Annotated in this window: 23 protein-coding genes; 14 read left to right on the top strand and 9 right to left on the bottom strand. The window is 69.8% G+C overall.

Going from position 1 to position 23,173, the window contains the following annotated elements; genetic code table 11:
* Complete coding sequence (locus IEY89_RS02325) at window positions 1-1,065, bottom strand: energy-coupling factor ABC transporter permease (RefSeq protein WP_189145497.1); 1,065 nt, start codon at window positions 1,063-1,065, stop codon at window positions 1-3.
* A 149-nt stretch (window positions 1,066-1,214) separates the two neighbouring features.
* Here IEY89_RS02325 and IEY89_RS02330 point away from each other — a divergent pair, with 149 nt between their 5' ends.
* Window positions 1,215-1,565 carry an SsgA family sporulation/cell division regulator gene (locus tag IEY89_RS02330; RefSeq protein ID WP_189145498.1) on the top strand — a complete coding sequence of 117 codons (351 nt, stop codon included), beginning with the start codon at window positions 1,215-1,217 and terminating at the stop codon, window positions 1,563-1,565.
* 50 nt (window positions 1,566-1,615) lie between these two features.
* Here the strand turns inward: IEY89_RS02330 and IEY89_RS02335 are convergent, their stop codons facing one another.
* The 3 genes from IEY89_RS02335 to IEY89_RS02345 all read right to left on the bottom strand — a co-directional run bounded on the left by IEY89_RS02335 (window position 1,616) and on the right by IEY89_RS02345 (window position 6,874).
* Window positions 1,616-3,304 (bottom strand): penicillin-binding transpeptidase domain-containing protein, encoded by a 1,689-nt coding sequence (locus IEY89_RS02335; RefSeq protein ID WP_189145499.1) that lies wholly within the window; start codon window positions 3,302-3,304, stop codon window positions 1,616-1,618.
* 96 nt (window positions 3,305-3,400) lie between these two features.
* Window positions 3,401-5,032, bottom strand: coding sequence for a penicillin-binding transpeptidase domain-containing protein (locus IEY89_RS02340; protein ID WP_189145500.1), 1,632 nt, complete (start codon window positions 5,030-5,032; stop codon window positions 3,401-3,403).
* 99 nt (window positions 5,033-5,131) lie between these two features.
* Window positions 5,132-6,874: a dolichyl-phosphate-mannose--protein mannosyltransferase gene (locus tag IEY89_RS02345; RefSeq protein WP_189145501.1), complete on the bottom strand. Its 1,743-nt coding sequence runs from the start codon at window positions 6,872-6,874 to the stop codon at window positions 5,132-5,134.
* 62 nt (window positions 6,875-6,936) lie between these two features.
* Here IEY89_RS02345 and rsmI point away from each other — a divergent pair, with 62 nt between their 5' ends.
* The 4 genes from rsmI to IEY89_RS02365 all read left to right on the top strand — a co-directional run bounded on the left by rsmI (window position 6,937) and on the right by IEY89_RS02365 (window position 10,830).
* Window positions 6,937-7,821 (top strand): 16S rRNA (cytidine(1402)-2'-O)-methyltransferase, encoded by an 885-nt coding sequence (gene rsmI, locus IEY89_RS02350; protein WP_189145502.1) that lies wholly within the window; start codon window positions 6,937-6,939, stop codon window positions 7,819-7,821.
* Between the two features lie 177 nt (window positions 7,822-7,998).
* Window positions 7,999-8,415, top strand: coding sequence for a hypothetical protein (locus IEY89_RS02355; RefSeq protein ID WP_189145503.1), 417 nt, complete (start codon window positions 7,999-8,001; stop codon window positions 8,413-8,415).
* A gap of 67 nt (window positions 8,416-8,482) precedes the next feature.
* Window positions 8,483-9,361, top strand: a complete 879-nt coding sequence (locus tag IEY89_RS02360) for a TatD family hydrolase (protein WP_189145504.1) — start codon at window positions 8,483-8,485, stop codon at window positions 9,359-9,361.
* A 104-nt stretch (window positions 9,362-9,465) separates the two neighbouring features.
* Window positions 9,466-10,830, top strand: coding sequence for a resuscitation-promoting factor (locus IEY89_RS02365; RefSeq protein WP_189145505.1), 1,365 nt, complete (start codon window positions 9,466-9,468; stop codon window positions 10,828-10,830).
* A gap of 23 nt (window positions 10,831-10,853) precedes the next feature.
* Here the strand turns inward: IEY89_RS02365 and IEY89_RS02370 are convergent, their stop codons facing one another.
* The gene (locus IEY89_RS02370; protein WP_189145506.1) at window positions 10,854-11,312 is read right to left on the bottom strand and encodes an ATP-binding protein; all 459 of its coding nucleotides are present in this window, start codon (window positions 11,310-11,312) and stop codon (window positions 10,854-10,856) included.
* 232 nt (window positions 11,313-11,544) lie between these two features.
* On the opposite strand from IEY89_RS02370, the gene IEY89_RS02375 reads away from it, so the two are divergent.
* The 3 genes from IEY89_RS02375 to IEY89_RS02385 are packed head-to-tail and all read left to right on the top strand — an operon-like array spanning window position 11,545 to window position 12,793.
* The gene (locus IEY89_RS02375) at window positions 11,545-12,396 is read left to right on the top strand and encodes a helix-turn-helix domain-containing protein (RefSeq protein WP_189145507.1); all 852 of its coding nucleotides are present in this window, start codon (window positions 11,545-11,547) and stop codon (window positions 12,394-12,396) included.
* A gap of 8 nt (window positions 12,397-12,404) precedes the next feature.
* Window positions 12,405-12,605 carry a DUF397 domain-containing protein gene (locus tag IEY89_RS02380; RefSeq protein ID WP_189145508.1) on the top strand — a complete coding sequence of 67 codons (201 nt, stop codon included), beginning with the start codon at window positions 12,405-12,407 and terminating at the stop codon, window positions 12,603-12,605.
* The gene (locus tag IEY89_RS02385) at window positions 12,602-12,793 is read left to right on the top strand and encodes a DUF397 domain-containing protein (RefSeq protein ID WP_189145509.1); all 192 of its coding nucleotides are present in this window, start codon (window positions 12,602-12,604) and stop codon (window positions 12,791-12,793) included. Before IEY89_RS02380 ends, IEY89_RS02385 begins: the two co-directional genes overlap by 4 nt.
* Window positions 12,794-12,907: 114 nt before the next feature.
* Here IEY89_RS02385 and IEY89_RS02390 read toward each other — a convergent pair whose 3' ends face one another.
* On the bottom strand, window positions 12,908-13,492 hold the full coding sequence (locus IEY89_RS02390) for a DinB family protein (RefSeq protein WP_189145510.1): 585 nt from the start codon (window positions 13,490-13,492) through the stop codon (window positions 12,908-12,910).
* Between the two features lie 966 nt (window positions 13,493-14,458).
* Between IEY89_RS02390 and IEY89_RS02395 the strand changes: the two genes are divergently transcribed.
* Window positions 14,459-15,835 carry a chymotrypsin family serine protease gene (locus IEY89_RS02395; protein WP_189145511.1) on the top strand — a complete coding sequence of 459 codons (1,377 nt, stop codon included), beginning with the start codon at window positions 14,459-14,461 and terminating at the stop codon, window positions 15,833-15,835.
* A 238-nt stretch (window positions 15,836-16,073) separates the two neighbouring features.
* Window positions 16,074-17,276, top strand: a complete 1,203-nt coding sequence (locus IEY89_RS02400) for a PTS fructose transporter subunit IIC (protein WP_229695011.1) — start codon at window positions 16,074-16,076, stop codon at window positions 17,274-17,276.
* Window positions 17,277-17,428: 152 nt separating this feature from the next.
* Here IEY89_RS02400 and IEY89_RS02405 read toward each other — a convergent pair whose 3' ends face one another.
* The 3 genes from IEY89_RS02405 to IEY89_RS02415 form a co-directional block, all read right to left on the bottom strand.
* Window positions 17,429-17,992, bottom strand: a complete 564-nt coding sequence (locus IEY89_RS02405) for a hypothetical protein (RefSeq protein ID WP_189145512.1) — start codon at window positions 17,990-17,992, stop codon at window positions 17,429-17,431.
* 126 nt (window positions 17,993-18,118) lie between these two features.
* Window positions 18,119-18,520, bottom strand: a complete 402-nt coding sequence (locus IEY89_RS02410) for a VOC family protein (protein ID WP_189145513.1) — start codon at window positions 18,518-18,520, stop codon at window positions 18,119-18,121.
* A gap of 90 nt (window positions 18,521-18,610) precedes the next feature.
* Window positions 18,611-19,177, bottom strand: coding sequence for an RBBP9/YdeN family alpha/beta hydrolase (locus IEY89_RS02415; RefSeq protein WP_189145514.1), 567 nt, complete (start codon window positions 19,175-19,177; stop codon window positions 18,611-18,613).
* Between the two features lie 123 nt (window positions 19,178-19,300).
* On the opposite strand from IEY89_RS02415, the gene IEY89_RS02420 reads away from it, so the two are divergent.
* The 4 genes from IEY89_RS02420 to IEY89_RS02435 all read left to right on the top strand — a co-directional run bounded on the left by IEY89_RS02420 (window position 19,301) and on the right by IEY89_RS02435 (window position 23,134).
* A complete protein-coding gene (locus IEY89_RS02420; protein ID WP_189145693.1) occupies window positions 19,301-19,756 on the top strand; it encodes an Lrp/AsnC family transcriptional regulator in 456 nt (151 codons plus the stop codon).
* Window positions 19,757-19,921: 165 nt separating this feature from the next.
* A complete protein-coding gene (rsmA, locus tag IEY89_RS02425) occupies window positions 19,922-20,833 on the top strand; it encodes a 16S rRNA (adenine(1518)-N(6)/adenine(1519)-N(6))-dimethyltransferase RsmA (RefSeq protein ID WP_189145515.1) in 912 nt (303 codons plus the stop codon).
* A complete protein-coding gene (locus IEY89_RS02430) occupies window positions 20,830-21,723 on the top strand; it encodes a 4-(cytidine 5'-diphospho)-2-C-methyl-D-erythritol kinase (protein ID WP_189145516.1) in 894 nt (297 codons plus the stop codon). Before rsmA ends, IEY89_RS02430 begins: the two co-directional genes overlap by 4 nt.
* A 316-nt stretch (window positions 21,724-22,039) precedes the next feature.
* On the top strand, window positions 22,040-23,134 hold the full coding sequence (locus IEY89_RS02435) for a peptidoglycan recognition protein family protein (RefSeq protein ID WP_189145517.1): 1,095 nt from the start codon (window positions 22,040-22,042) through the stop codon (window positions 23,132-23,134).
* Window positions 23,135-23,173: the final 39 nt, after the last annotated feature.

Consider the following 23,173-nt stretch of genomic DNA (forward strand, 5'->3'; position numbering starts at 1 on the left):
TCAGACGCTCGCGCGTGGAGTGACGGCCGGGGTGTCCTCGTCGGTACGACGCCTGCGCACCGTCCAGAAGACGCCGGTCCCGGCGACGATCGTGGCGCCGACCCCGATCACACCGGCGAGGCCGCCGGAGAGCCGGCCGTCGGTGATGCCCTCGACGGAGTAGTCGGCGAGCGGGGAGCCGGCGGCGGCGTGCTCCTCGACCTTGGCGTCGATGCCCTTGTCGGCGGCGACCTTCTCCAGGCCGTCGGGGCTGGCGGAGGCGTAGAAGCTGACGACTCCGGCGAGGACGAGGGAGGCGGCGAGGCCGGTGAGCCAGACGTTGCGGGTGCGGTGAGAGGGCGTGAGGGCGGGGGGCACGGGCTGTGGCTCGGGCGTCGCGTCGACCAGTTCGCCGTTCACGCGCAGCTGGAGCTTCTGGGTCAGGCCCCGGGCGCCGTACACGAGGTCCGGGCGTACGGCGATGACGGCGCCGACGGTGAACGCGGTGATCGCGGCCTCGCCGAGCCCGATCAGGACGTGTACGCCCACCATCGCGGTGAGGACCCGGCCGATCGGTACGTCCGTCGTGCCGCCGACGGAGTAGACGAGGGTGAAGGCGAGGGCGGCGGCCGGTACGGAGAGCGCGGCGGCGACGAAGGCGGAGACGGTGACGGAACGGCGCTTCTTGGGGAGCACCTTCACCAGTCCGCGGAAGGTGGCGTAGGCGACGACGGTCGTCACGACGGCCATGACCGTGATGTTCACGCCGAGCGCGGTGAGGCCGCCGTCCGCGAAGAGGATGCCCTGCATGAGCAGCACGACGGACACGCACAGGACCCCTGTGTAGGGGCCCACGAGTATCGCGGCCAGAGCACCGCCGAGCAGATGTCCGCTGGTCCCGGCGGCGACCGGGAAGTTCAGCATCTGCACGGCGAAGATGAACGCGGCGACGAGACCGGCGAGCGGCGCGATCCGTTCGTCCAGCTCGCGCCGGGCGCCGCGCAGGCTCACGGCGACGGCACCGGCGGCGACGACTCCGGCCGCTACGGAGACGGGGGCGTTGATGAATCCATCGGGCACATGCACCGTTCGATGATAGTGGCTTGTTGCGAACGTCTTGCAAGAGCGATGGGAAAGCAATTTGCTGCGTATTTGGGAAAATATGCGACATTGGAGAGGAAGCGGAAACGGATACACAGCTTCTGCACAGGTCACGCAGCGTAAGGGGCCGTCTGATGTCCGTAGTCGAGCAGTACGCGCGAGCCCATATCGTCACGGACACACAGGACGACGATCGCGACGCGGTCCCCGTGGTCCTGCGCTACGACCCGGACGCGGATCCGCGCGCGGTCCGCATCGGGCTGCCCGGCCCGCACGAGTGGACGTTCTCGCGGTCCCTCCTGGAGGAGGGGCTGCGGGCGCCGGTGGGGTCGGGGGAGGTACGGGTGTGGCCGTGCGGGCGGGTGCAGGCGGTGGTCGAGTTCCACTCGGCGGCGGGGGGTGTGTCGGTGGTGCAGTTCGAGTCGAAGACGCTGATGAGGTTTCTGCGGCGTACGTATATGGCGGGAGCGCGGGTCACCAGCTGACTCCGGGCCCTGATGGACATGCCGAGTCGGGTGGGTGGGTGGGAAACCGACTACTCCCCAGACTTCAGCAGCGCCGCCACGATCGGCCCCGCCGTACTCCCCCCGTGTCCACCCTGGACCACCACACCCGCGCCCGCCAGATCTCCCCGGTACGCCGTGAACCACCCGTTCGGCTTCTCCTGGCCGTCCACTTCCGCCGACCCCGTCTTCGCCCCGTAGTCCGGGCCGAGCCCGGCCATCGCCTCGGCCGCCGTCCCGTACCCCGCCGTGTACTGCATCAGCTCCCGCAACTGCGACAGCGTCGACGACGACATCGTCCGGGACGCCTTCGCCAGGGTGCGTCCGTCCACCTCCGCCGAGACCAGGTACGGCTGCCGGAACACCCCGGACTTCACGGTCGCCGCCACCGACGCCATGTTCAGCGGATTCATCCGCACCCCGCCCTGCCCGATCAGCGACGCCGCCATCTGCGCCTGCGACTGCACCGGCACCGACCCGTCGAAGGTCGAGACGCCGATCGCCCAGTCGTTCATACCGAGGCCGAACACCTGCTGCGCCTGCTTGGTCAGGCTGTCGTTGTCGAGTTTCTTCGCCTGGCTGATGAAGGCGGTGTTGCAGGAGCGCGCGAAGCTCGCCTTGAACGTGCCGCCCTTGATCTCGAACTTGTCGTCGTTCTGGAACTTCCAGCCGCCGTAGGTGAAGAACTTCGGGCAGGGATGTGCCTTGTTCACCGACGCCAGCCCCTTCTCGATGAGCAGTGACGACGTGATCACCTTCATCGTCGAACCCGGCGCCAACGAGCCCTGGAACGCGGTGTTGAAGCCGTGCGACTGGTTCGCCACCGCCAGGATCTCGCCCGTCGAGGGGCGGATCAGCACCACCGACGACCTCGGCTTCTTCGCGACCTGTGCCTCCGCCGCCGTCTGCAGGGCCGGGCTCAGCGTCGTCTTCACGGTGCCCGGTGTGCCCTTGCTCAGTTCCAGCAGCGTCTTGTCGGCGGACTTCGCCGCCTTGGACGCCGTACCGCGCGCGACGCGCAGTTCGATGCCCGCCCTGCCGCCGGCCTTCTTGCCGTACTTCTCCCTGAGGCTGTCCAGAACCGTGCCCAGTGACGGGTACTTGGCGAGCGTCAGCTCACCGCCGTCCCGGTCGACGGCCTTGATCGGCGGGGTGCCGGACGCCCCGGTGAGGAGTCTGTCGCCGTCGGCCAGGTCGGGGTGGACGACCGAGGCGTGCCAGTCGACCAGCGGCTTCCCGTCGGACGTACGCCGGACCACGGTCAGGGCGCTCTCGTACGCCAGCGGCTTGCTCGTGCCGCCGTAGGTCACCGTGCCCTTGACGGTGAAGGGGACCTTGGCGCCCGTGGCCGTGCCCGGTGTGATCGTGACGCCGGTGATGCGGGCGTCCTTGGTGTAGCCGGTGAGGAGGGTCGTAGCCGATGACGTGGTGTCGTTCGTCGACGCCGCCGCGGCAGCGACCTTGCCCGTCTGCCAGGCCGTCAGGAACTGCGTGGCGACCGTCTTGACCTGGGTCGCGGACACCGGGCCGGTCGGCACCGACGGCTTCCCGTCGGCCGTCGTCGCCGTCGAGGAGCCGTCCTCGGCCGCCGCTCCGCCGCCGTACAGCGCGTAGCCGCCGAAGCCGGCGCCGCCGACGACCACGGCGATCATCCCGCCGATCACCGCGGGCCTGGTCTTGCGTGCACTCCGTCGCTCGGCGACGCGCCTTCTCTTGCCCACAGCTCCCGATCCTCCGCGAAATCCCCAGGGTCCCCGTTGCCCTCATCCATCCCAACGACAACGACCAGCCTAGAGTCCCGTCCTGTGCGGGTGAGTTCAGCCGCCGGTCCGTAGCACGGCTGCGACAATCGGCCCGGCCGCGTCGCCGCCGTGGCCGCCCTCCTGGGTCATGGCCGCCGCCGCGATGTCACCCCGGAACCCGGTGAACCAGCTGTTGGACCTGGTCTGTCCGTCCACCTCGGCGGACCCCGTCTTCGCCCCGATGTCCCCGCTCAGCCCGGCCATGGCCGCCGCCGCGGTGCCCTGCGCGGCCGTCATCCGCATCATCTCCTTGAGCTGCGCGGACGTGCTCGACGGGAGGCCCTTCGCCGTCGCCAGCCGGCGGTTGTCCAGGTCCGGCGAGACGAGGTACGGCTGCCGGAACTCGCCGGTGATCGCCGTCGCCGTGACCGACGCCATGTTCAGCGGGCTCATCTGGACCTGGCCCTGGCCGATCGCGTTGGCCGCGCGGTCCGGGCCGCCGGAGGCGGGGACGCTGCCGTCGAAGGAGGTGATCCCGGTCTTCCAGTTGTCCTGCCCGAGCCCGAACCGCTCCTGGGCCTCGGTCGTCAGCGACTCGTCCGTGAGCGGGTTCGCCTCGGTGCCGTCGATCAGCTTGATGAAACCGGTGTTGCAGGAGCGCAGGAAGTCGTTGGCGAGGGTGGCGTTCTCGTTCGGTGCCATGCCCTTGAGGTTGTTGAAGGTCTGGCTCTTCCAGACCGCGGTCGGCGGGCAGGGCGCCGGGCCGTTCATCGACGTCACGCCGTTGTCGATCAGCATCGCCGCCGTCACGATCTTCATCGTGGAACCCGGCGCCAGTGTGCCCTCGAAGGCCGCGTTGAACTGGTCCCCGCGGTGGTTGGCGACCGCCAGCACCTCACCGGTGCTCGGCTGTACGGCGACCACGGACGACTCGGAGAACTTCCGCACCGCCTGCTCGGCGGCGGCCTGCGCGCTCGCGCTCAGCGTCGTCTCCAGCTTGCCCGGGGTGCCCTCGGCGAGGGTCACCAGCGAGGTGTCGGCGATGTCGGTGTTGGCGTGCCGCACCATCAGCTCGATGCCCGGAGTACCGCCCGCCTTGTCGCCGTAGCGCGCCCGCAGGGTGTCCAGGATCGGCCCGAGGGACGGGTACTTCTCCTTCGTCAGGACCTTGCCGTCCCGGTCCACGGCCTCGATCGGCGGGCTCGCGGCCTCCCCGGTGACCAGCGCGTCCCCGACGGCCTCGAGGCCGGGATGGAGGACCGACGGCTTCCAGTCGACCAGCGCCCGCCCGGTCGTCGTACCCCGGACGATCGTCAGGCTGCTGGTGTAGGCGAGCGGCTTGCTCTTGCCCTGGAAGGACACCGTGGCCTTCACCGAGAAGGGCACGGTGGCTCCGGTGGCCGTTCCGGGGGTGATCTTCACGCCGGTGATGTGCGCGGTCGCCCTGTAGTCGCCGATCAGTGTGGCCGCCGGGGCGGCGTTGTCGGTGAGGTCGGCGGCGGCCCGCGCCTGCCCCTTCTCCCAGGCCGTGAAGAACTTGTCGCTGGTCTCCGCGATCTCGTCCTTCGACGGCGGCCCCGTCTTCACGCTCTCCGCACCGCTGTCCTCGCTCAGCGCGGACACGATGTTGAACGCGCCGTACCCGGCCCCCACGACCATCACCGTGAACACGGTCCCGACGACGGCGGCCTTGGCTCCCTTACGCATGGGTGTTCCCCTCCCCGTTGGCCACTGCACCTTAAGTGGCCCGAGGGGCCGATGCGGGGGGTGTTTCTTCTCTTGTCCCAACTCTTGTCCGAAGAGTGACTAGACCCAGGTATCCAGCCACATACGTGAACGCCAGGAATCGATGGGAATCGCCGTCCCGGTGTACAGCGGCCAGAAATAGATGAAGTTCCACGCGATCAGCAGCACCAGCACGCCCGCGCCCGCCGCTCCCGCGACCCGGCGGCGTTCGTTCGACCCCGGTGGGCCGACGATCGCGCCGATCATCATCGCCACGGCCAGGCAGAGGAAGGGCAGGAAGACGATCGCGTAGAAGAAGAAGATCGTGCGCTCCTGGTACATGAACCAGGGGGCGTAGCCCGCCGCGATACCGCAGGCGATGGCGCCCGCCCGCCAGTCGCGCCGCAGCAGCCAGCGGTAGAGGACGTACAGGACCGCGAAGCAGGCCGCCCACCACAGGAGGGGCGTGCCCAGGGCCAGGACCTCGCGGGCGCACTGCTCTCCGGCGTTGGCGGGGCAGCCGCCCTCGCCGGGTTGGGGGGACTCGTAGAAGAACGAGACCGGGCGGCCCAGGACCAGCCAGCTCCACGGGTTCGACTGGTAGTTGTGCGGGGTGTGCAGGCCCACATGGAACTCGTAGACCGCGTGCTCGTAGTGCCAGAGGCTGCGCCACCAGTCCGGGAACAGCCACGACCAGCTGCTGCCCTTGCCCTCGGTGGCCGCCCAGTTGCGGTAGTAGCCGCCGGTGCCGTCCGAGGGGGAGAGGATCCAGGCCGTCCAGGAGAGCACGTACGTGACGACGGCGACCGGGACCGTGGCCAGGAACGCCCAGCCCAGGTCGCGCTTGAGGACCGCCTCGTACGGGTGACGGGCGCCGGCGACCTTGCGGGAGCCGACGTCCCACAGCACCGCCAGCACACAGAACGCGGCCAGGATGTACAGGCCGTTCCACTTCGTGCCGATGGCCAGGCCCAGCATCAGACCCGCGAGCCAGCGCCAGGGGCGCACGCCGAAGCGGGTCGTCTCGGCGATGTGCGCGTCCGGTCGTACGAACCCGTCCGCGTCCGGTGGGAGCGCCGCCGCCAGTCGTTCGCGGGCCTTGTCGCGGTCGACGACCAGGCAGCCGAAGGCGGCGAGGACGAAGAACTGCAGGACGCCGTCGAGCAGCGAGGTGCGGCTCATCACGAAGGCCAGGCCGTCCACCGCCATCAGCGCGCCCGCCAGGCAGCCCAGGAAGGTGGAGCGGAAGATGCGGCGGCCGACCCGGCACAGGATCAGGATCGACAGCGTGCCCAGCAGCGCCGTCATGAAGCGCCAGCCGAACGGGTTGAACCCGAACATCCATTCGCCGAGCCCGATGACGTACTTGCCGACGGGCGGATGCACGACATAGGCCGGATCCGTCGGGATCGCCACATGCCCGTCGGTCCTCAGGATCAGGTTGTTGACGTCCTTGTCCCAGTTGACCTCGAAGCCGCGGTGGATGATGCCCCACGCGTCCTTCGCGTAGTACGTCTCGTCGAACATCACCCGCTTCGGATTGCCCAGGTCCCAGAAGCGCAGCACGCCCGCCAGCAGCGTCACCAGCAGCGGGCCGCCCCAGCCGGACCAGCGCGCGATCCGGTCGGTGAGGGTCGGCGGCAGCCCGAGGGTCGCCCACAGGCGGGGGTTCGGCTCGGTGTACGGCGGCACCAGCCGGTCCCGGACATCGCTTCTCGGCTTCGCCGTGTATCCGTATCGGCGCAGCCGCTGCTGCCACGACGGGCGCTGCTCTGGCGAGGGGGCGCTTTGCCGGGTGTCCGTTGAGGGCGCGGTACTGGTCACCGCGCCATCGTAGGGAACAGCGCTGTGTGCGTCCCGCGGAAGGGCCCTGCGAGGATGGAAACGTGACAGGAACCTTGGTTTTGGCAGGCACGCCCATCGGCGACATCACGGACGCGCCGCCCCGGCTCGCGGCGGAACTGGCGGGCGCCGACGTCATCGCGGCCGAGGACACCCGGCGGCTGCGCCGGCTCACCCAGGCACTCGGTGTGCAGCCCAAGGGCCGGGTGGTGTCGTACTTCGAGGGCAACGAGGCCGCGCGCACCCCCGAGCTGGTCGAGGCGCTGCTCGGCGGTTCGCGGGTGCTGCTGGTGACGGACGCGGGCATGCCGTCGGTGTCCGACCCGGGGTACCGGCTGGTCGCCGCCGCCGTGGAGAAGGACATCAGGGTGACGGCCGTACCCGGCCCGTCCGCCGTGCTCACCGCGCTCGCGCTCTCCGGGCTGCCCGTCGACCGGTTCTGCTTCGAGGGTTTCCTGCCGCGAAAGGCCGGCGAGCGCCTCTCCCGGCTGCGCGAAGTGGCGGAGGAACGCCGCACCCTCGTCTACTTCGAGGCCCCGCACCGCCTCGACGACACCCTCGCCGCCATGTCCGAGGTGTTCGGCTCGGACCGACGGGCCGCCGTCTGCCGGGAGTTGACGAAGACGTACGAGGAGGTCAGGCGCGGTCCGCTGGCCGAGCTGGCGGAGTGGGCCGAGGCGGGCGTACGGGGTGAGATCACCGTCGTCGTCGAGGGCGCCCCGGAGAGGGACGGCGGGGAGCTCGGGGCCGAGGAACTGGTGCGGCGGGTGCGGGTGCGCGAGGAGGCGGGGGAGCGGCGCAAGGAGGCCATCGCGGCTGTCGCGGCGGAGGTGGGGCTGCCCAAGCGGGAGGTGTTCGACGCGGTGGTGGCCGCGAAGAACGCGGAGGGCACGGCCGGTTCGCGCAATGCGACGCCGGTCACGCCATAGGCCGGTAAAGGAGTACGGCGAACGGCAAAGCACAGCCCTCGGATCCGGGCTGTTCCCACAAGGAATGGCCAAGACGCCTTCAACAGTCGACAGGTCGGATGCCTTCACGTCGGCGGAGGCGTCCACTGGTTCACAGGGACGCATCCGTCCTTTGTCCAGCGGACAAGAGGAGCTGGCATGAGCCAGATCACCGGCCACCGCAGCACGGCCACCGCCGTCGTTCACGAGTCGTATTCCTTCGCCTGCATGCGCTGCGGGCACGGCTGGGAACAGTCGTACGAGATCGAGCACCACATCGACGGCAACGGCGCCGAGATGGTGATGTACGTGGCGGACGGCCAGGTCGTGCCGTCGCCGCTCACCCGGCCCACCTGCCAGAACTGCGACGGCCATGTCGTCCGCATCATGCGGGCGGGACAGGTGTCGTCGGTGCAGAACTCGATGCACCGGCAGCGTTCGGCCCCGAAGGCGGCACCGGCGGCCGACGCGGCTTCCGGGGAGCCGGGGGAGCCGGGGAAGCTGGGGGAGCCGAAGGCGGACCATCACTGGCACCTCTCGGATCTCCTCCACCCGTTCCACCGCAGGGCGAGCTAGCTCCCCCTGGCTCCCCCGGGCAGGGCAGGCATGCCCCCGTCCCACGGTCCTTTCGTAGGATCGGGGTATGTCTGCCAAGTCCCAAGCCGTCGACGCGCCGCCGCTGCCCGAACCCCTTCGGGTGGCGGTCGCCGATTCCCACACCCACCTCGACATGCAGTCCGGCACGGTCGCGGAAGGCCTCGCCAAGGCCGCGTCGGTCGGGGTGACGACGGTCGTCCAGGTCGGCTGCGACATCAAGGGCTCCCGGTGGGCGGCCGAGACGGCGGCCACGTACGAGAGCGTGCACGCGACCGTCGCCCTGCACCCGAACGAGGCCCCCCGCATCGTCCACGGCGACCCCGACGGCTGGTCCCGGCAGGGCGCGCGCGTACCCGGCGGCGACGCGGCCCTCGACGAGGCGCTCGCGGAGATCGACCGACTGGCCGGGCTTCCGCAGGTCAAGGGCGTCGGTGAGACGGGACTGGACTACTTCCGTACCGGACCCGAGGGCAAGGCGGCCCAGGAGCGGTCCTTCCGGGCGCACGTCGAGATCGCCAAGCGGCACGGCAAGGCGCTGGTCATCCACGACCGGGACGCGCACGCCGACGTCCTGCGGGTCCTGAAGGAGGAGGGCGCCCCCGAGCGGACCGTCTTCCACTGCTACTCCGGCGACGCCGAAATGGCCGAAGTCTGCGCCGCGAACGGCTACTTCATGTCCTTCGCCGGCAACATGACGTTCAAGAACGCCCAGCCCCTGCGCGACGCGCTCGCGGTGGCCCCCCTGGAGCTGGTCCTCGTGGAGACGGACGCGCCCTTCCTCACCCCGGCGCCGTACCGGGGCCGCCCCAACGCTCCCTACCTCATCCCGGTCACCCTGCGGGCGATGGCCGAGGTGCGGGGCATCGACGAGGACAGCCTGGCGGCGGCCATCTCGGCGAACACCGCACGTGCCTTCGATTACTGACGCGTACTGACGTGCGTTGACGCTCCGTAGTCGCGTCGCTTTGGAGAGTGACGACGGCTCCGCTAGGTTCTGGTGCCCGTCGCCGGAACCTGGAGCGTGTCGTCGTGAGCAGTTCGCCGTACGAGACGTACAGCCCCGTCAGCGGGCCACAGCCGCCCTCGCCCTACGGGGGGTACGACCCGTACACCGCCGAGACGGTGGCGTACGGGGTGCCGTACGGCGTGCCGTACGAGGACACGTACAGGCCCGCCTATGAGCCCTCGGCGCCACCGGAGCCCCCCGCGCCGCCGATGTCGCCCACACTGCCCCGGCAGCAGCAGGTGGCCGGCGGGCGGGTCCGCGAGGGACGGGCGGCCAGGCGCCGCAAGGGCTCCGAACGACCCGACTTCCGGCGATTGCTGCCGCAGGCGCTGGTCGTGGCGTTCCTGGCGGGCGGTACGACGGCCTTCGTCGCCAAGGACAAGGCGATCGAACTGAACGTCGACGGCAAGCCGCGCACCCTGCACACCTTCGCCGACGACGTGACCGAACTGCTGGCCGACGAGGGGGTCGCGGTCGGCGCCCACGACGTGGTGGCCCCCGCGCCGGGCACCGAACTGGCCAGCGGCGACGAGGTGCGCGTCCACTACGGGCGACCCGTACGGATCACTCTGGACGGTGAACAGCGCGAGGTGTGGACGACGGCACACACGGTGGAGGCAGCGCTCGCGGAGTTCGGGGTGCGTGTCGAGGGCGCGTATCTGTCGCTCGCGCGCTCCCGGAAAATCGGGCGCCAGGGGCTGACCATCGACGTCCGCACCGAGCGCACGGTGACGATCATGGCGGACGGCCGGGCCCGCACGATCCGTACGAACGCGGCGACGGTCGGCGAGGCGGTGGAGGCGGCCGGGATCACGCTCCGGGGCGAGGACACCCTCTCGGTGGCCGCCGCGAGCTTTCCGCGCGACGGCCAGACCGTGACGGTGCTGCGGATCACGGGCTCGAAGGAGGTGCGCGAGGAGCTGATCCCCTACGACGTGCGGCGCACCCAGGACGCGTCCCTGTTCAAGGGCACGGAGGTCGTCGACCAGGCGGGCCGCCCGGGTCTGCGCCGGGTCACCTTCGCCCTGCGCTCGGTCAACGGCGTCAAGCAGAAGCCACGCCGGGTGCGCACGGAGGTGGTGCGCGAACCTCGGGCCCAGTTGGTGCGGGTGGGTTCGAAACCCCTGCCGACCTCAGTGCAGGGGGCGGACCACCTGGACTGGGGTTCGCTGGCGGCCTGCGAGTCGGGGGGCCGCCCGAACGCGGTGGACCCGTCGGGGACCTACGGCGGCCTCTACCAGTTCGACACCCAGACCTGGCAGAGCCTGGGCGGCTCCGGGCGCCCCCAGGACGCGACGGCCACGGAGCAGACGTTCCGCGCGAAGAGGCTGTATGTGCAGCGGGGGGCGGGGCCTTGGCCGCATTGTGGGGGGCGGTTGCACGGCTGAGCCCGTCCTTTTTCGGGGCTCGGCTAGGCGCAGGCGCTGACACCGGCGGCGAGTTCGCACCAGACGAACTTGCCCCGGTTCCCGAATCGGGACAGCGGCTGCCACCCCCAGAGATCGGAACAGGCCCGCACCATGCCGAGCCCGCGCCCGTCCTCCGAGTCGATGATCCGGTCCAACTCCTGCGGCGGCTGGGGTGGTTGGGGGTCGGCGTCCCAGGCTCCGATGCGCAGGACGCCGGCGGACCAGCGGACGCGTAGGGCGGCGGGGCCCTTGGTGTGCCGTACGGCGTTGGAAACCAGCTCGGTGGCGAGGAGTTCGGCGGTGTCGACGAGGCCGATCAGTCCGTGCATGGTGAGGATCAGCCGGAGGGTGCGGCGGCTGACGGTCACGGCACGGAGGTCGTTGGGGATGTAGAGGGAGTACTCCCAGGACTCGGGCTGGGGCTGGGGCTCGGGCTGGGTGTCTGTCTCGGTTTCGGGCATGCGTCAACTCCCGTTCGGGGGTGCGGGGATGTGGGATGCGGTCGGTTGGGCGGTGGCATGCCGCAGCCGTCGTGGCAGGACGGAGTGGTGCGCTTCCGGGGCCCCGGCGTTCCGCAGAGTGTGCGTCGCATCACCGACGGTAGACCTTAGATTTAAGAATCGGCAAGCTGGTCGCGTAATCTGACCCCCGAACGAGTCGCACTCGCACGTGCGTTGAGCCAAGGAGCAGTCGATGGGGACCAAGCGCGAACCAACAGCGCGGCAGATGCGCCTGGCGGTCGAATTGCGCAGGCTCCGCGAGGCGGCAGGCCTCAGCGCCCGTGAATCAGCGGCCCTGCTCGGCGTCAACTCTGTCCAGATCAGCCAAATCGAGTCCGGCGTATCCGGCGTGAGTGAGCAGCGCCTGCGCCGACTCGCCGCCCACTACGCGTGTACAGACGAGGTGCTCGTCAACGCCTTGGCGATGATGGCGACCGACCGAACACGCGGTTGGTGGGAGGAGTACCGAGGGCTGCTGCCCACATCGTTCCTCGACCTGTCCGAGTTGGAACACCATGCGACCCACCGATGGGACGTGGACTTCCTGCATGTCCCTGGCCTCCTCCAGGTCGAGGACTACTCTCGTGCAGTCTTCTCGTGCCGCGTTCCGGAACTGCCGGAAAGCGAGCTTGAGTTGCGCGTACGCCACCGAATGCAGCGGCGAGCCGTCATCGAGGAGGCGCAGCCGATCCCGTACGAAGCGCTGGTCCACGAGGCAGCGTTGCGGATCAAGGTCGGCGGTCGTGCCACCTCGCGGGCTCAACTGGCCCGAATCCTGGAACTCTCCGAAGCGGACCACGTCACCGTGCGGGTCATCCCCTTCGCGCTGGAGGCCTTCGCCGACATCACAGCCGACATGGTGTACGCCGGAGGCGTTGTCCCGAGGCTGGACACCGTTGTGCGCGACGGCCCTCATGGCGCGCTCTTCATCGACTCGGAAGCCCAACTGGGAGTCTTTCGAACGCTCTTCCGTAGAGTGGAGGCGGTGTCGCTCGCCCCCGAACGGTCGCGTGACTTCATCCACAGGCTGGCCAAGGAACTGTGAGGCGTCCGGTGACCACCCCCGACAACTGGCGGAAGTCTTCCTACTCCGGGAGCGGCGATGGCAACGCCTGCGTGGAGATCGCCAACACGCCCACCCGCATAGCCGTCCGCGACTCCAAGACCCCGGCCCGAGCGACCCTCACCTTCCCGGTCGGCGCCTTCGCACCCTTCGTAGAGGCCCTCAAGTCGCCCACGGCCCAACTCCAGTGACCGCCCCTACTGCCTGGCGGAAGTCGTCCTACTCCGGCGGCGGCGATGGCAACGGCTGTGTGGAGATCGCCAACTCGCACACCCGCATAGCCGTCCGCGATTCAAAGGTCCCGGCCCGAGCGACCCTCACCTTCCCGAGCGGCGCCTTCGCCATCTTCATCGAGTCCGTCAAGTCGCCCACCCGGTAAAGCCGCTTCCGCACCCTGCGAGTCCCGGTGTCACACCGTCGAGGTCCGGGGCGAGGTAGGAGTGGTTCCGGCCCAGGGGTCTTCCACGCTCACCTGAAGAGTCACGGCGTTGCCCTACGCCTTGACCGGTGCGGCCGATCTGGCGGCCTGCTCGATCTTCGCGCAGTAGGCCGCACGGGCCTCCTCGTCGATCTGCTTCTCGTGTTCGGCGCGCAATCCGGTCCGGCCGTCGAGGCCCTCGCGCAGGATGTCGGCGTGCCCGGTATGCCGGTTGGACTCGCCGAGGACATGGACCATGACGGCGAACAGGTTCGTGTTGGGACAAGGCTTCGGCCACCACGGCACGTGGCCGGGGGCGTCGAGGGGAAGCTCGTTGATCGTCGCGTCCGAGTGTTCCCACGTGCGCCGGTAGAACCCGATGATCTGATCGCGGGTCTCGTCCTCGGCCGCCCACAGATCGCTGCCGTCGTAGTCCTGCCACCGGGACAGCGGTTCCGGGGAAGGACGGTCGAAGACCTCGCCGAAGTACCTGGCCTCGACGGTGGCCACGTGTTTGACCAGGCCGAGGAGGTTGGTCCCGGTCGCTGTCAAAGGCCGGCGGGCGTCGTATTCGGACAAGCCGTCGAGTTTCCAGAGCAGCGCGTTGCGGTCCCGCCGCAGTCTCCCGTGCAGGTTGTCCTTCGCGAAGTCATCGGTCATGCGGCATGAGCCTGCCACGGGGCTGCTCGTGACCTCAAGATCCCGTACGTGACCCGCAACGACTGGCAGAGCCGAGGCCTGGCCATGCCTACGAAACCGCTGACCTCTCAGACCGTCCAGCGGCTCACCTTCACCCGGTTCCTCTATGAGTGCGGGTAATCGCGGTTGTCGTCTTCCCTGCTGGACCTGTGCGGGGGGCATCACCGGCCATCAGGAGGAGTCAGGTCGACTCAACAGCACCTTGTCACCTGCGCGGAATGCGGCGGCCTGGACGGCCTCGTGCGGCCGCCCCGATCCCTGACGAGGGCGGTGGCGCCGCCGCTCGCCCTGCCGCCGCTATGGGCGAATGGGGTGTCGTCGACACAGGCGCTCACTGGGCAAGCACTGGGTAGGCAATGGGTAGAAGTACCCATTGCCGGGACGGAACCCCCGCGGCGACAGTCCTCACATGAACCACACAGGAGGGGCCACGGTGTCCGGCTCCGCTGCAGAACCACCTCCGTCGAACACGGCCCGCGTGCCGACACGACAGTCCGCCCCCTGCTCGACAGCGCGCCTGCGGCGGTTGACGGCCGACGGCCGCAGCTGACACGGAACGCCACCCCGCCGCCTGCGGGCGACATCACCACCGCGGCATGGGCGCCGCACGAAGTCACCCGCGCTACCCGTCCGCAGGGAACAGGGCCGTTCCTCGCTGACCGCGCACGTCCCAGGAGCCTCGACCTGTCGCGATCAGTGGGACACGCAGTTACCCCCGCACGACTTTCCTCCCTTCTGTGCCTCCGGTACCGGCGTGCGTCGCCGCGCGGGAGGCGGAACAGCGCGGCCGGGAAACCCGTCCACTCCGGGTGATCCCGCGAGGAAATCGTTTTTGACCCACCCACGCAATCAACCCCAAGGGCGAATATGCCTATTCATCACCGAACGCACGGGAGCGCTCCCATGCGTGGCGGAAGGAAGCAGGAAATGCGCACGGATTCGCCGCCGGCCCGACCGCCTCCAGTGGAGGAAGGACCGAACCGGCCGATCCGGAGTCGACCGAAAAAACCCTTCTCCGGGAAAACCGTGGTGGATCCCATTCGCTGGTCCACCTTTCCGAAAGGACGCACGTTGAAACTGAAAAAGAGATCTAAGCGTTTCGCCGGAGTGGTCGCCGCAAGCACCGTCGCCATGATGGTGACGCTGGCAGTACCCGCCTCCTCAGCGGTGGCCTCTTCCTCCTCCGCGACCTTCTCGAAGGGGCCGAGCCAGGAGCAGTGGAAGCAACTCGACAAGGCCGCCAAGAAGTACCATTCCCTCGCCGGCGCCCTTGGAGATTCCTCCAAGCAGGTGGTCTCGCTGCCCGCGGGAACGTCCGCCGCCGAGAAGAGCAAGCTCGTCGCGGCGATCCCGGTCGGCATGGACGTCACGGTCAAGATCAGCCGGTTCACCAAGGAGGGGTTGGACAAGACCGAGAAGACGCTCTCGGCGAAAAAGTGGCACGCAGACGCAGGCAAGTACGCCTTCGGCTTCGCCTATGACGCGGAGCAGGACAAGATCAAGGTCGACACCGACGCTCCGGCATCCGTGACGCAGTCGCTGCTCGACGCCAACCCGGGCAAGATCAGGGTGCACCGGACCCGATTCGAGTCCCAGAGAAGTCGGTTCAACGACTGGTCGCCCTTCTCCGGCGGAGCTTCGATCGTCAATCAAACCATAGGTCCCTGGGCGGGCTGCACCGCAGGAGTCACCGTCAAGAACGTCTTCACGGGTGCAAGGAAAATGATGACCGCGGGGCACTGCGGCAAGGAAGGCGATGTTTTCCTCCATCGCTACTCCGATAATTCTCCGGGCCCCTATTTCGGCGCTGTGGAAGCGCGGTGGGACAGCCTCGACATGGAACTCCTCGGTGGTGCCTCGTACGGTGGCCACATCTGGACCGGGGGCTACCAAGCGAGTACCAGCTTCATGGGGGTCAGTGGAGGCAGCAACGTCTGGCCCGGCCTGCAAGTGTGTGTGAGCGGTGCCGTGACGCTCAACCACTGCGGCCACCCCGTCAGGGAAACCAATTACAACTATTACCCGCAGTCCAATCAGGGAACCTGGATTGGCGGAAACAGTGGGTTCACCTACGACCAGGGAGGGACAGCCCAGCCGTGGGGATGGCAGTGGGGCAGGGCTACCGAGCCAGGTGACTCCGGCGCCCCCGTCTACTACACGGACCAGTACGGCGCGTTTGCAACCATCGTCGGCACTCACTCAGCCCGCATCTGGGGCGAGTGTGGCTGTTGGAAGATGATCGGTGTGAAGATCGGCCCGGAGCTCGACGCGGCGCGCCTCGACCTCGTGAAGCACTGGGAGTAGGCCACCGGGAACAGCCCCGGCAGACTCTGCCGCAGGCCCCTGAGGGTGTCGGCCGCCTCCTGGGCGGCCGACACCGACACCAGGACATGCTTCGAGAAGCGGCCCCCCACCCGCACGGCTGCGCCCGCCCCGCTCTCCCGGCGGGGCGGGCCGCGGATGCCGACCTCACACCGGCCCATCGCATCGTTCCCTCCCACCGCCCCGTCCCGGGGGCGGCGCGCACACCTGGAGCTTCACCGTGTCTCATCCCCGTAACCGCACCACTAACCGCACCACCAACCCGGCTGCACCCATGGACGGGGGTGACGTGCGGGGCCGACCCGCCGGCAACAGACTCAGCAGGTGTCTGGTATCCGGCACCCCCTACCTCGGCGCCGTCATCGCGCTCGCCGCCGGGCTGATCGTCCTCAGCTTCGCCATCAGCGGCCCTGACGTCAGTGAGTGGGCCCCGACGGCCATGAGCAACGGCGACTGGACTGAGCCCCAGAAGTGGGCCGCGATGCTGTATAGCACCGGTCTCACCACGATGATGTCCCTCCCCCCGGTCATCGCGGCCTACGTCGCGTACAGCACGGCAGACCGCTCGGCGGCCATCCCCGGCTTCCTCGGCGGCGTCGCCGTCATCATTGTCGAGGGCGGTGTCCTGGGCGGTGTGATCGCCGGTGTGATCGCCGGTGGGGCCATCCTGGCTTTGCGGCGGATCCCCGTCACGCGGGCGCTACAGAGCACCACCACCGTGCTGTTCCCCCTGCTGGCCACCGTGGTCACGGCGTTCGTGACCTTCGCGGTCGTCGGGTCGCTCCTCAACTTCCTGGCAAACTTCCTTTACAGCAAAATGGCCGCGGTGCAATTCCAGAGCACCCTCGTTCTCGGCCTGGTCCTCGGCCTGATGGTCTCCGCCGACTTCGGCGGGTTGATCACCAAGACGGCATTCCGCTTCGGCGCGGTGCTACTGAGCGGTCCCGACCCGACGAAGTTCACCCCGTTCAACATGACCGTCATGGCCGCCGTCATGGCCGCCGGCATGGTGCCCCCGCTGGCCATGACCCTCGCCACCGTGGTGCGCCGCCACCTGTTCACCGAGGCCGAGCGGCGTTACGGCAAAGTCTCCTGGCTGTTCGGCGCGGCGTTCATCCCCGAGGGCGCTGCCCCCTTCGCCCTCGCCGACCCGCTGCGGGTGATCCCGGCCTCCATGGCGGGCGGTGCCGTCACCGGCGCCCTGGTCATGCAGCTCGGCAGCACGGTCTCTTATCCCAGGGGCGGTGTCTTCGTCGCTGATCAGATCGGCGCGCCATTGCTGTTCGCCGCCGCCGTGGCCGCAGGCGTCCTCACCACCGCCGCCGTCACCATCGGCCTCAAGAGCCTGCGCCGCACCGCCCCGGCCACGAGCACCGCACGTGCCGCCACCCGCAGCCCCAAGAAGGCCGTCGCGGTCGGGTGACCCTGATCGCTCCGCCGACCCGACCCGGCCCGGGTGACCGCACCGTATCGGCGTACCAAGGAGGACAGGGAGGACAGGGAGGACAGACAGACGCCGACCCCACGGGCGCCCCCCGGGGTCGGCGCGGTCGTTTTCCACAACGTGGCACGGCCTCAGTCCGAGCAACTGGTCGCGGAACCGTCGGCCGCGGAGCTGACGGCTACGCGATAGCCCGCTCCGGAGCTGAACTCGGGCCCGGGCGTGCTCTCCTCCGCGTCGAGGATCTCCTCGGTCAGGAAGTAGACGTCCAGCATCGTCGTGTCGTCCGCCTTGCCGAGGGTGAAGCACAGGCCGGCGGGCCGGTCCTCCTTCGAGGACTGCCGGGTGGCCTGCGACGGCAGCCAGCCCTCGCGCTCCGCCGCGGCCCGGTAGTGCCGGGTCACGTCGGCCTTGTCGCCGGGGAAGACGTAGGTCCGGTCGGCATACAGCCATGCCTCGCCGCTGTCCTCCCAGCAGCCGGCTTCAAGGTCCTCGAAGCCCTCGGGCACGATCGCCCCTTGGGGCGGGGAGTCGAGAACGTCGTACGACTTCAGCTTGCCGACCCGGCTCTCGGTCCCCTCGCAGCCCGTGGCGGAAGCGGCATCCGCGAGCGTCTGGCACCCGGTGAGGGCTCCCGTCGCCAACGCGGCTGTCAACAGGAGAGCGCCGTACCAGCGGGTTCCCGTACGAGGTGCCAAGCCGACTCCTATGGTGGACAGGCGGAGGCAGCCGACTTCACTACCGGGTATCGAACACATGTAGGTGGTGAAATTAGCAGCTCTTCCGCCGGCCGCAGCGCTGTTCCTCCTCCTGGTTTCGACGCCTCACACGCCCTGCTCGCGCGGCGCCAGCCACTCCTGGAGTTCGACCAGGTTCCCTTCCGGGTCCGCCAGGTAGGCGACCCGCATCCGGTCGCCCATCGGGCCGGGGGCGCGGGTGAAGTCCGCCCCCCGAGCGGTGAGTTCGGCGTGGACGGCGTCCAGGTCGTCCACCCGCAGCACCACCAGCGCGCGGTGTCCGGCAGGCTCCGCCCCCAGCCCCTCCAGCACACCGGCCATGTCCGCCCGGTTCTGTAGCGCGATCGCGGCATGCCCGGTGTCGGGGCTGAGCTTGGCGTACGGGCCGCTCTCGGCTTCGAACTGCGGCTTGAGCCCGAGCACGTCCCGGTAGAAGCGGTAGACGGCGGGGAAGTCGGACACCAACAGGCGTATCTGGGTGAGTTCCATACGGACCTTCTAGCCCGGCTCCGGCTCCAGGTCCGGCCCGATGGCGATCTTTTGAGTGAGCCTTGGCGGAGTTCGGCGACGCGCGCCCGCTCATGCCCGGCCGGAACCCCCTGGCCGCCCGACGAGCGCGCGCAGGAGTGTCCGCCCTGCCGGCCACTCGCCCAGGCCGCTGTCGGAATTGATGTGGCCGTGGTTCTCGACGAGATGTCCTCGCGCCTGCCACTCGCGCGCGAACGAGGCGGATGTCGTCGGGTCGCAGTAGGGGTCGTCGTCGCCGGCCACCATGAGGCTTCGGCACGGCAGAGGGCGAGCGGTGAGGTTGAGGAACGTCGACGCGGCCTGACGCGGGAACGCCGGTCCCCGGGGATCGGGCGGCGCGACCAGGAACGCCGCCGCCCCGTCGGGCCGCGCCCGGTCCAGCCACTCAGCGGCGGCCCAGCAGCCAAGGCTGTGGGCCACCAACGCCACCTGGCTGTCCCGCCCGGAGGCGATCTCGTAGGCGGCCTGGACCGCGGCCACCCAGTCCGGCAGGTCCGGAGTGCTCCACGAGGCCGGGGCGATCCGGACCGCTGAGGCTCCCCACCGGTTCTCCCACAGGCTCTGCCAGTGCCTCTCATCCGAACCGTCGATCCCGGGGATGATGACGTACGCGACCATCGCCCACCGCCTTTCCATTCGTGTCCCCCGCGCCTCGCGGGCTCACCCGGAGCGATTCTCGATGGATCAGCGGCGACAACCGGGGCACAGCAAGTGATCTCAAGGAAAGTGGCGGTGACAACGATGGAATCACTCGACGAGATCGACCACGCCATCCTGGAACTGCTCCAGACGGACGGCCGACTCACCGGAGCCGAGGTCGGACGCCGGGTCGGGCTGTCCCAGCCGGCGGCCAGCGCCCGTATCCAACGCCTGGAGAAGAACGGGATCATCACCGGCTACCGGGCTGTCGTCGCCCCGGCCGCGGTGGGGCTGAACATCCATGCCGTCGTCCGGCTGCGCACCACCCACGCGCAGCTGTCCCGAGCACTCACCCTCGCCGCCCGGACTCCCGAGGTCGTCTCGACCCTCCGCGTGACCGGCGACGACTGCCTGCTGTTCGATGTGCACTGTTCGCACGCCGAACGCCTTGAGCAGGTCGTGGACTCCCTCGCCCGCTACGGACCGGTCACCACCTCCCTCGTCCTGCGCGGCTACCCGCCCAAGTCACTGCCCACGGCACCGTCGGCAACGCCATGACCCGTGACGCCCGGGCGCGGCCCCTTACACCGGTCGCGAGCTCACACCACACCGGCCCTGCCCCCGTAACCCTTCCTCACCGGCGGCTGCCACGTCACGGTCCCCCGGCTCTCGGCCCCGGCCCACCTGCGCACCCCCACCTCCCACCCCCCGTACCCTGGACCCGTGAGTACCAGCCCCGTCCCCGACGCCTCCTCCGATGCCCTGTTCGGCGCCGCCGACATCCGTGAGCTGGCCGATGTCCTCGGCGTCAGGCCCACCAAGCAGCGCGGGCAGAACTTCGTGATCGACGCCAACACCGTCCGCCGTATCGTGCGCACCGCCGGTGTGCGGCCCGACGACGTGGTCGTCGAGGTCGGGCCGGGGCTCGGGTCCCTCACCCTCGCGCTGCTGGAGGCCGCCGACCGGGTCGTGGCCGTCGAGATCGACGACGTGCTCGCCGGCGCGCTGCCCGCCACCGTCGCCGCCCGGATGCCCGCCCGCGCGGACCGGTTCGCGCTGGTGCACTCCGATGCGATGCGCGTCACCGAACTGCCGGGGCCGCCGCCCACCGCACTGGTCGCGAATCTCCCGTACAACGTCGCCGTGCCCGTGCTGCTGCACATGCTGGAGACGTTCCCGAGCATCGAGCGGACGCTCGTGATGGTGCAGGCGGAGGTCGCCGACCGGCTCGCCGCGCCGCCCGGGTCGAAGGTGTACGGCGTCCCGTCCGTGAAGGCCAACTGGTACGCCGAGGTCAAGCGGGCCGGTTCCATCGGGCGCAACGTCTTCTGGCCCGCGCCCAACGTCGACAGCGGGCTCGTCTCGCTCGTCCGGCGGGCCGAGCCGCTGAAGACGACCGCCGCGCGGAGCGACGTCTTCGCGGTCGTCGACGCCGCCTTCGCCCAGCGGCGCAAGACGCTGCGCGCCGCGCTCGCCGGCTGGGCCGGGTCGGCCGCCGCCGCAGAGAGCGCCCTCGTCGCCGCCGGAGTCTCCCCGCAGGCCCGCGGCGAGTCCCTGAGCGTCGAGGAGTTCGTCCGCATCGCGGAGAACAAGGTCCAACAGCACGCTGGTGATGAGGAGTCCGGGCAGCTGTGAGCGTGACGGTACGGGTTCCCGCCAAGGTCAACGTCCAGCTCGCGGTGGGTGCCGCGCGCCCCGACGGCTTCCACGACCTCGCCAACGTCTTCCTCGCCGTCGGCCTCTTCGACGAAGTGACCGTCACCCCGGCAGCGGAACTCCGGATCACCTGTGAAGGGCCCGGCGCCGCCCAAGTGCCCCTCGACGGTACGAATCTCGCCGCCCGTGCCGCCGTAGCGCTCGCCGAGCGGTACGGCCGTACGCCCGACGTGCACATCCACATCGCCAAGGACATCCCGGTCGCCGGAGGGATGGCGGGCGGCAGTGCCGACGGCGCCGGTGCGCTGCTCGCCTGCGACGCGCTGTGGGGGACCGGGGCCTCGCATGTCGAACTCCTCGACATCTGTGCCGAGTTGGGCAGCGATGTGCCCTTCAGCCTGGTGGGCGGGGCCGCGCTAGGGATCGGGCGCGGGGAGAAGCTGACGGTCCTGGAGACCGGCGGCACCTTCCACTGGGTGTTCGCGATGGCGGAGCGCGGGCTGTCGACACCGGCCGTGTTCCGGGAGTTCGACCGGCTGGTCGCGGACAGTGACGTTCCCGTGCCCGTCGCCTCGCCGGAACTCCTCGACGCGCTGGCCAAGGGGGATCCCGACGCGCTCGCCGCGTCCGTCTCCAACGACCTCCAGCCCGCCGCTCTCTCCCTCTTCCCGGCCCTCGCCGACACCCTCGACGCGGGCCGCGCGGCGGGCGCGCTGACCGCGCTGGTCTCGGGTTCCGGCCCGACCACGGCGTTCCTCGCCCGGGACGCGGAGGCCGCACGGCAGGTGGCGCGGGCGCTGTCGGCGTCCGGTACCTGTCGTGCCGTACGGGTGACCGCGGGGCCCGTACAGGGCGCCAGGCTGCTGTAACAGCGCGTACCTGCCGGCCGCCCCAATTGCCGGACGCCCACAGGGAATTCACTGTTCTTTGGCCTGGACCTGTGCGGTGGGGCGGGTGTGACGCGTATGGTTTTTTCAACTTCAAGCACTCGCCGTCCGTCGCAGGTCTTCGCTGAGTCCCAGGAGTTCACCGAATTCCAGAGTGCGCGTGCGGCGTGGGGTCCCCCTTGGGTTGCCAACTGCCCCAGCACTTCCGGAAGGCATCTCCGTGTCCGTACCTCCCCCTTCTTCCTCTTCCTCTCCGGCTCCCTCCCATCGCCGGAAAGTCCCCCTCACCCGGCGCGGCGTGATCGGCGCCGCGGGCGCTGTCGCCGTCGGCGGCGCGCTGACCCCGGTGGTCTTCGCGGCCACCAACGGTGAGGACTCCGCCCCCGGTACGACGGACAGCGCGTCCGGCACGTCCGGTACCGCGGGGACCGAGCCGCAGAAGTTCCCGGCCACCCGCACCGAGGCCGCCACCGGCACCGCCGAGGCGGGCGCCGCCTTCGCCATCTCGTATGTCGGCGTGCGCTGGAGCGGCGCGGCGGACGGTGCCGGGATCAGGTTCGCGGACGGTGCCTCCGCGCCCGGCAAGTGGCAGGACCTGAACGGCGGTTGCGCGACCGTCGAGGGCGGCGGCACGGCGCTGGTGGCGGCGGGGGACGCCACCGCGTACGAGCTGAGGCTGCCGGACGGGGTGAGCGTGAGCGGGGCGCGGTCGCTGGCGATCGACACGACCGGCGGGGCCGGCAAGACGTTCCGGGTGCCGACCGAGCCGACCCGGGTGCGCGGGGTGGAGTACCTGTCGCGGCCGGCGTGGGGCGCCGACGAGTCGAAGCGGTACAAGGACGGGAAGGTCAACTCGCCCGAGGTGTACTACCCGTTCCAGACGGTCACCGTCCACCACACGGACACCCCGAACGCCGACCCCGACCCGGCGTCGACCGTGCGCGGCATCTACGAGTACCACGCGGTCACCCTGGACTGGGGCGACATCGGCTACCACTTCCTCATCGACGAGGCGGGCAACGTCTACGAGGGCCGCTACTCCGGAGACGACCTCGTCCCCGCCTTCGACAAGGACGGCAAGCTGGTCACCGCCTTCCACACCGGCGGCTTCAACTCCGGCAACCTCGGCATCGCCCTCCTCGGCAACCTGGTCGCCCAGCCGCCGACGGACGCGGCCAAGGCCTCGCTGATCCGCCTGATCAAGGTGATCGCCCGCTTCAAGGGCCTGGACCCGCAGGCCAAGCTGACCTATGTGAACCCGGTCAACGGGGTCACGAAGGACGTCGACGCGATCAGCGGCCACCGCGACTGGCTGGCGACCGACTGCCCCGGCCAGACGATGTACGACCTCCTCGCCGAGGTCCGTACGGCCGTCGCCGGCCAGCCCGCGTAACCAACGGCCGTGCGCCCCGGGCGAGTTGGCGAATTCCAG

Source organism: Streptomyces lacrimifluminis, from assembly GCF_014646095.1.
GTDB lineage: Bacteria > Actinomycetota > Actinomycetes > Streptomycetales > Streptomycetaceae > Streptomyces > Streptomyces lacrimifluminis.

What these genes read in the sequence shown, in the direction of transcription:
- IEY89_RS02330 (WP_189145498.1), top strand. Translation starts at nt 1,215, where the DNA reads ATGTCCGTAGTCGAGCAGTACGCGCGAGCCCATATCGTCACGGACACA.
- IEY89_RS02340 (WP_189145500.1), bottom strand. Translation starts at nt 5,032, where the DNA reads ATGCGTAAGGGAGCCAAGGCCGCCGTCGTCGGGACCGTGTTCACGGTG.
- IEY89_RS02355 (WP_189145503.1), top strand. Translation starts at nt 7,999, where the DNA reads ATGAGCCAGATCACCGGCCACCGCAGCACGGCCACCGCCGTCGTTCAC.
- IEY89_RS02360 (WP_189145504.1), top strand. Translation starts at nt 8,483, where the DNA reads ATGTCTGCCAAGTCCCAAGCCGTCGACGCGCCGCCGCTGCCCGAACCC.
- IEY89_RS02370 (WP_189145506.1), bottom strand. Translation starts at nt 11,312, where the DNA reads ATGCCCGAAACCGAGACAGACACCCAGCCCGAGCCCCAGCCCCAGCCC.
- IEY89_RS02375 (WP_189145507.1), top strand. Translation starts at nt 11,545, where the DNA reads ATGGGGACCAAGCGCGAACCAACAGCGCGGCAGATGCGCCTGGCGGTC.
- IEY89_RS02390 (WP_189145510.1), bottom strand. Translation starts at nt 13,492, where the DNA reads ATGACCGATGACTTCGCGAAGGACAACCTGCACGGGAGACTGCGGCGG.
- IEY89_RS02395 (WP_189145511.1), top strand. Translation starts at nt 14,459, where the DNA reads ATGCGCACGGATTCGCCGCCGGCCCGACCGCCTCCAGTGGAGGAAGGA.
- IEY89_RS02410 (WP_189145513.1), bottom strand. Translation starts at nt 18,520, where the DNA reads ATGGAACTCACCCAGATACGCCTGTTGGTGTCCGACTTCCCCGCCGTC.
- IEY89_RS02415 (WP_189145514.1), bottom strand. Translation starts at nt 19,177, where the DNA reads ATGGTCGCGTACGTCATCATCCCCGGGATCGACGGTTCGGATGAGAGG.
- IEY89_RS02420 (WP_189145693.1), top strand. Translation starts at nt 19,301, where the DNA reads ATGGAATCACTCGACGAGATCGACCACGCCATCCTGGAACTGCTCCAG.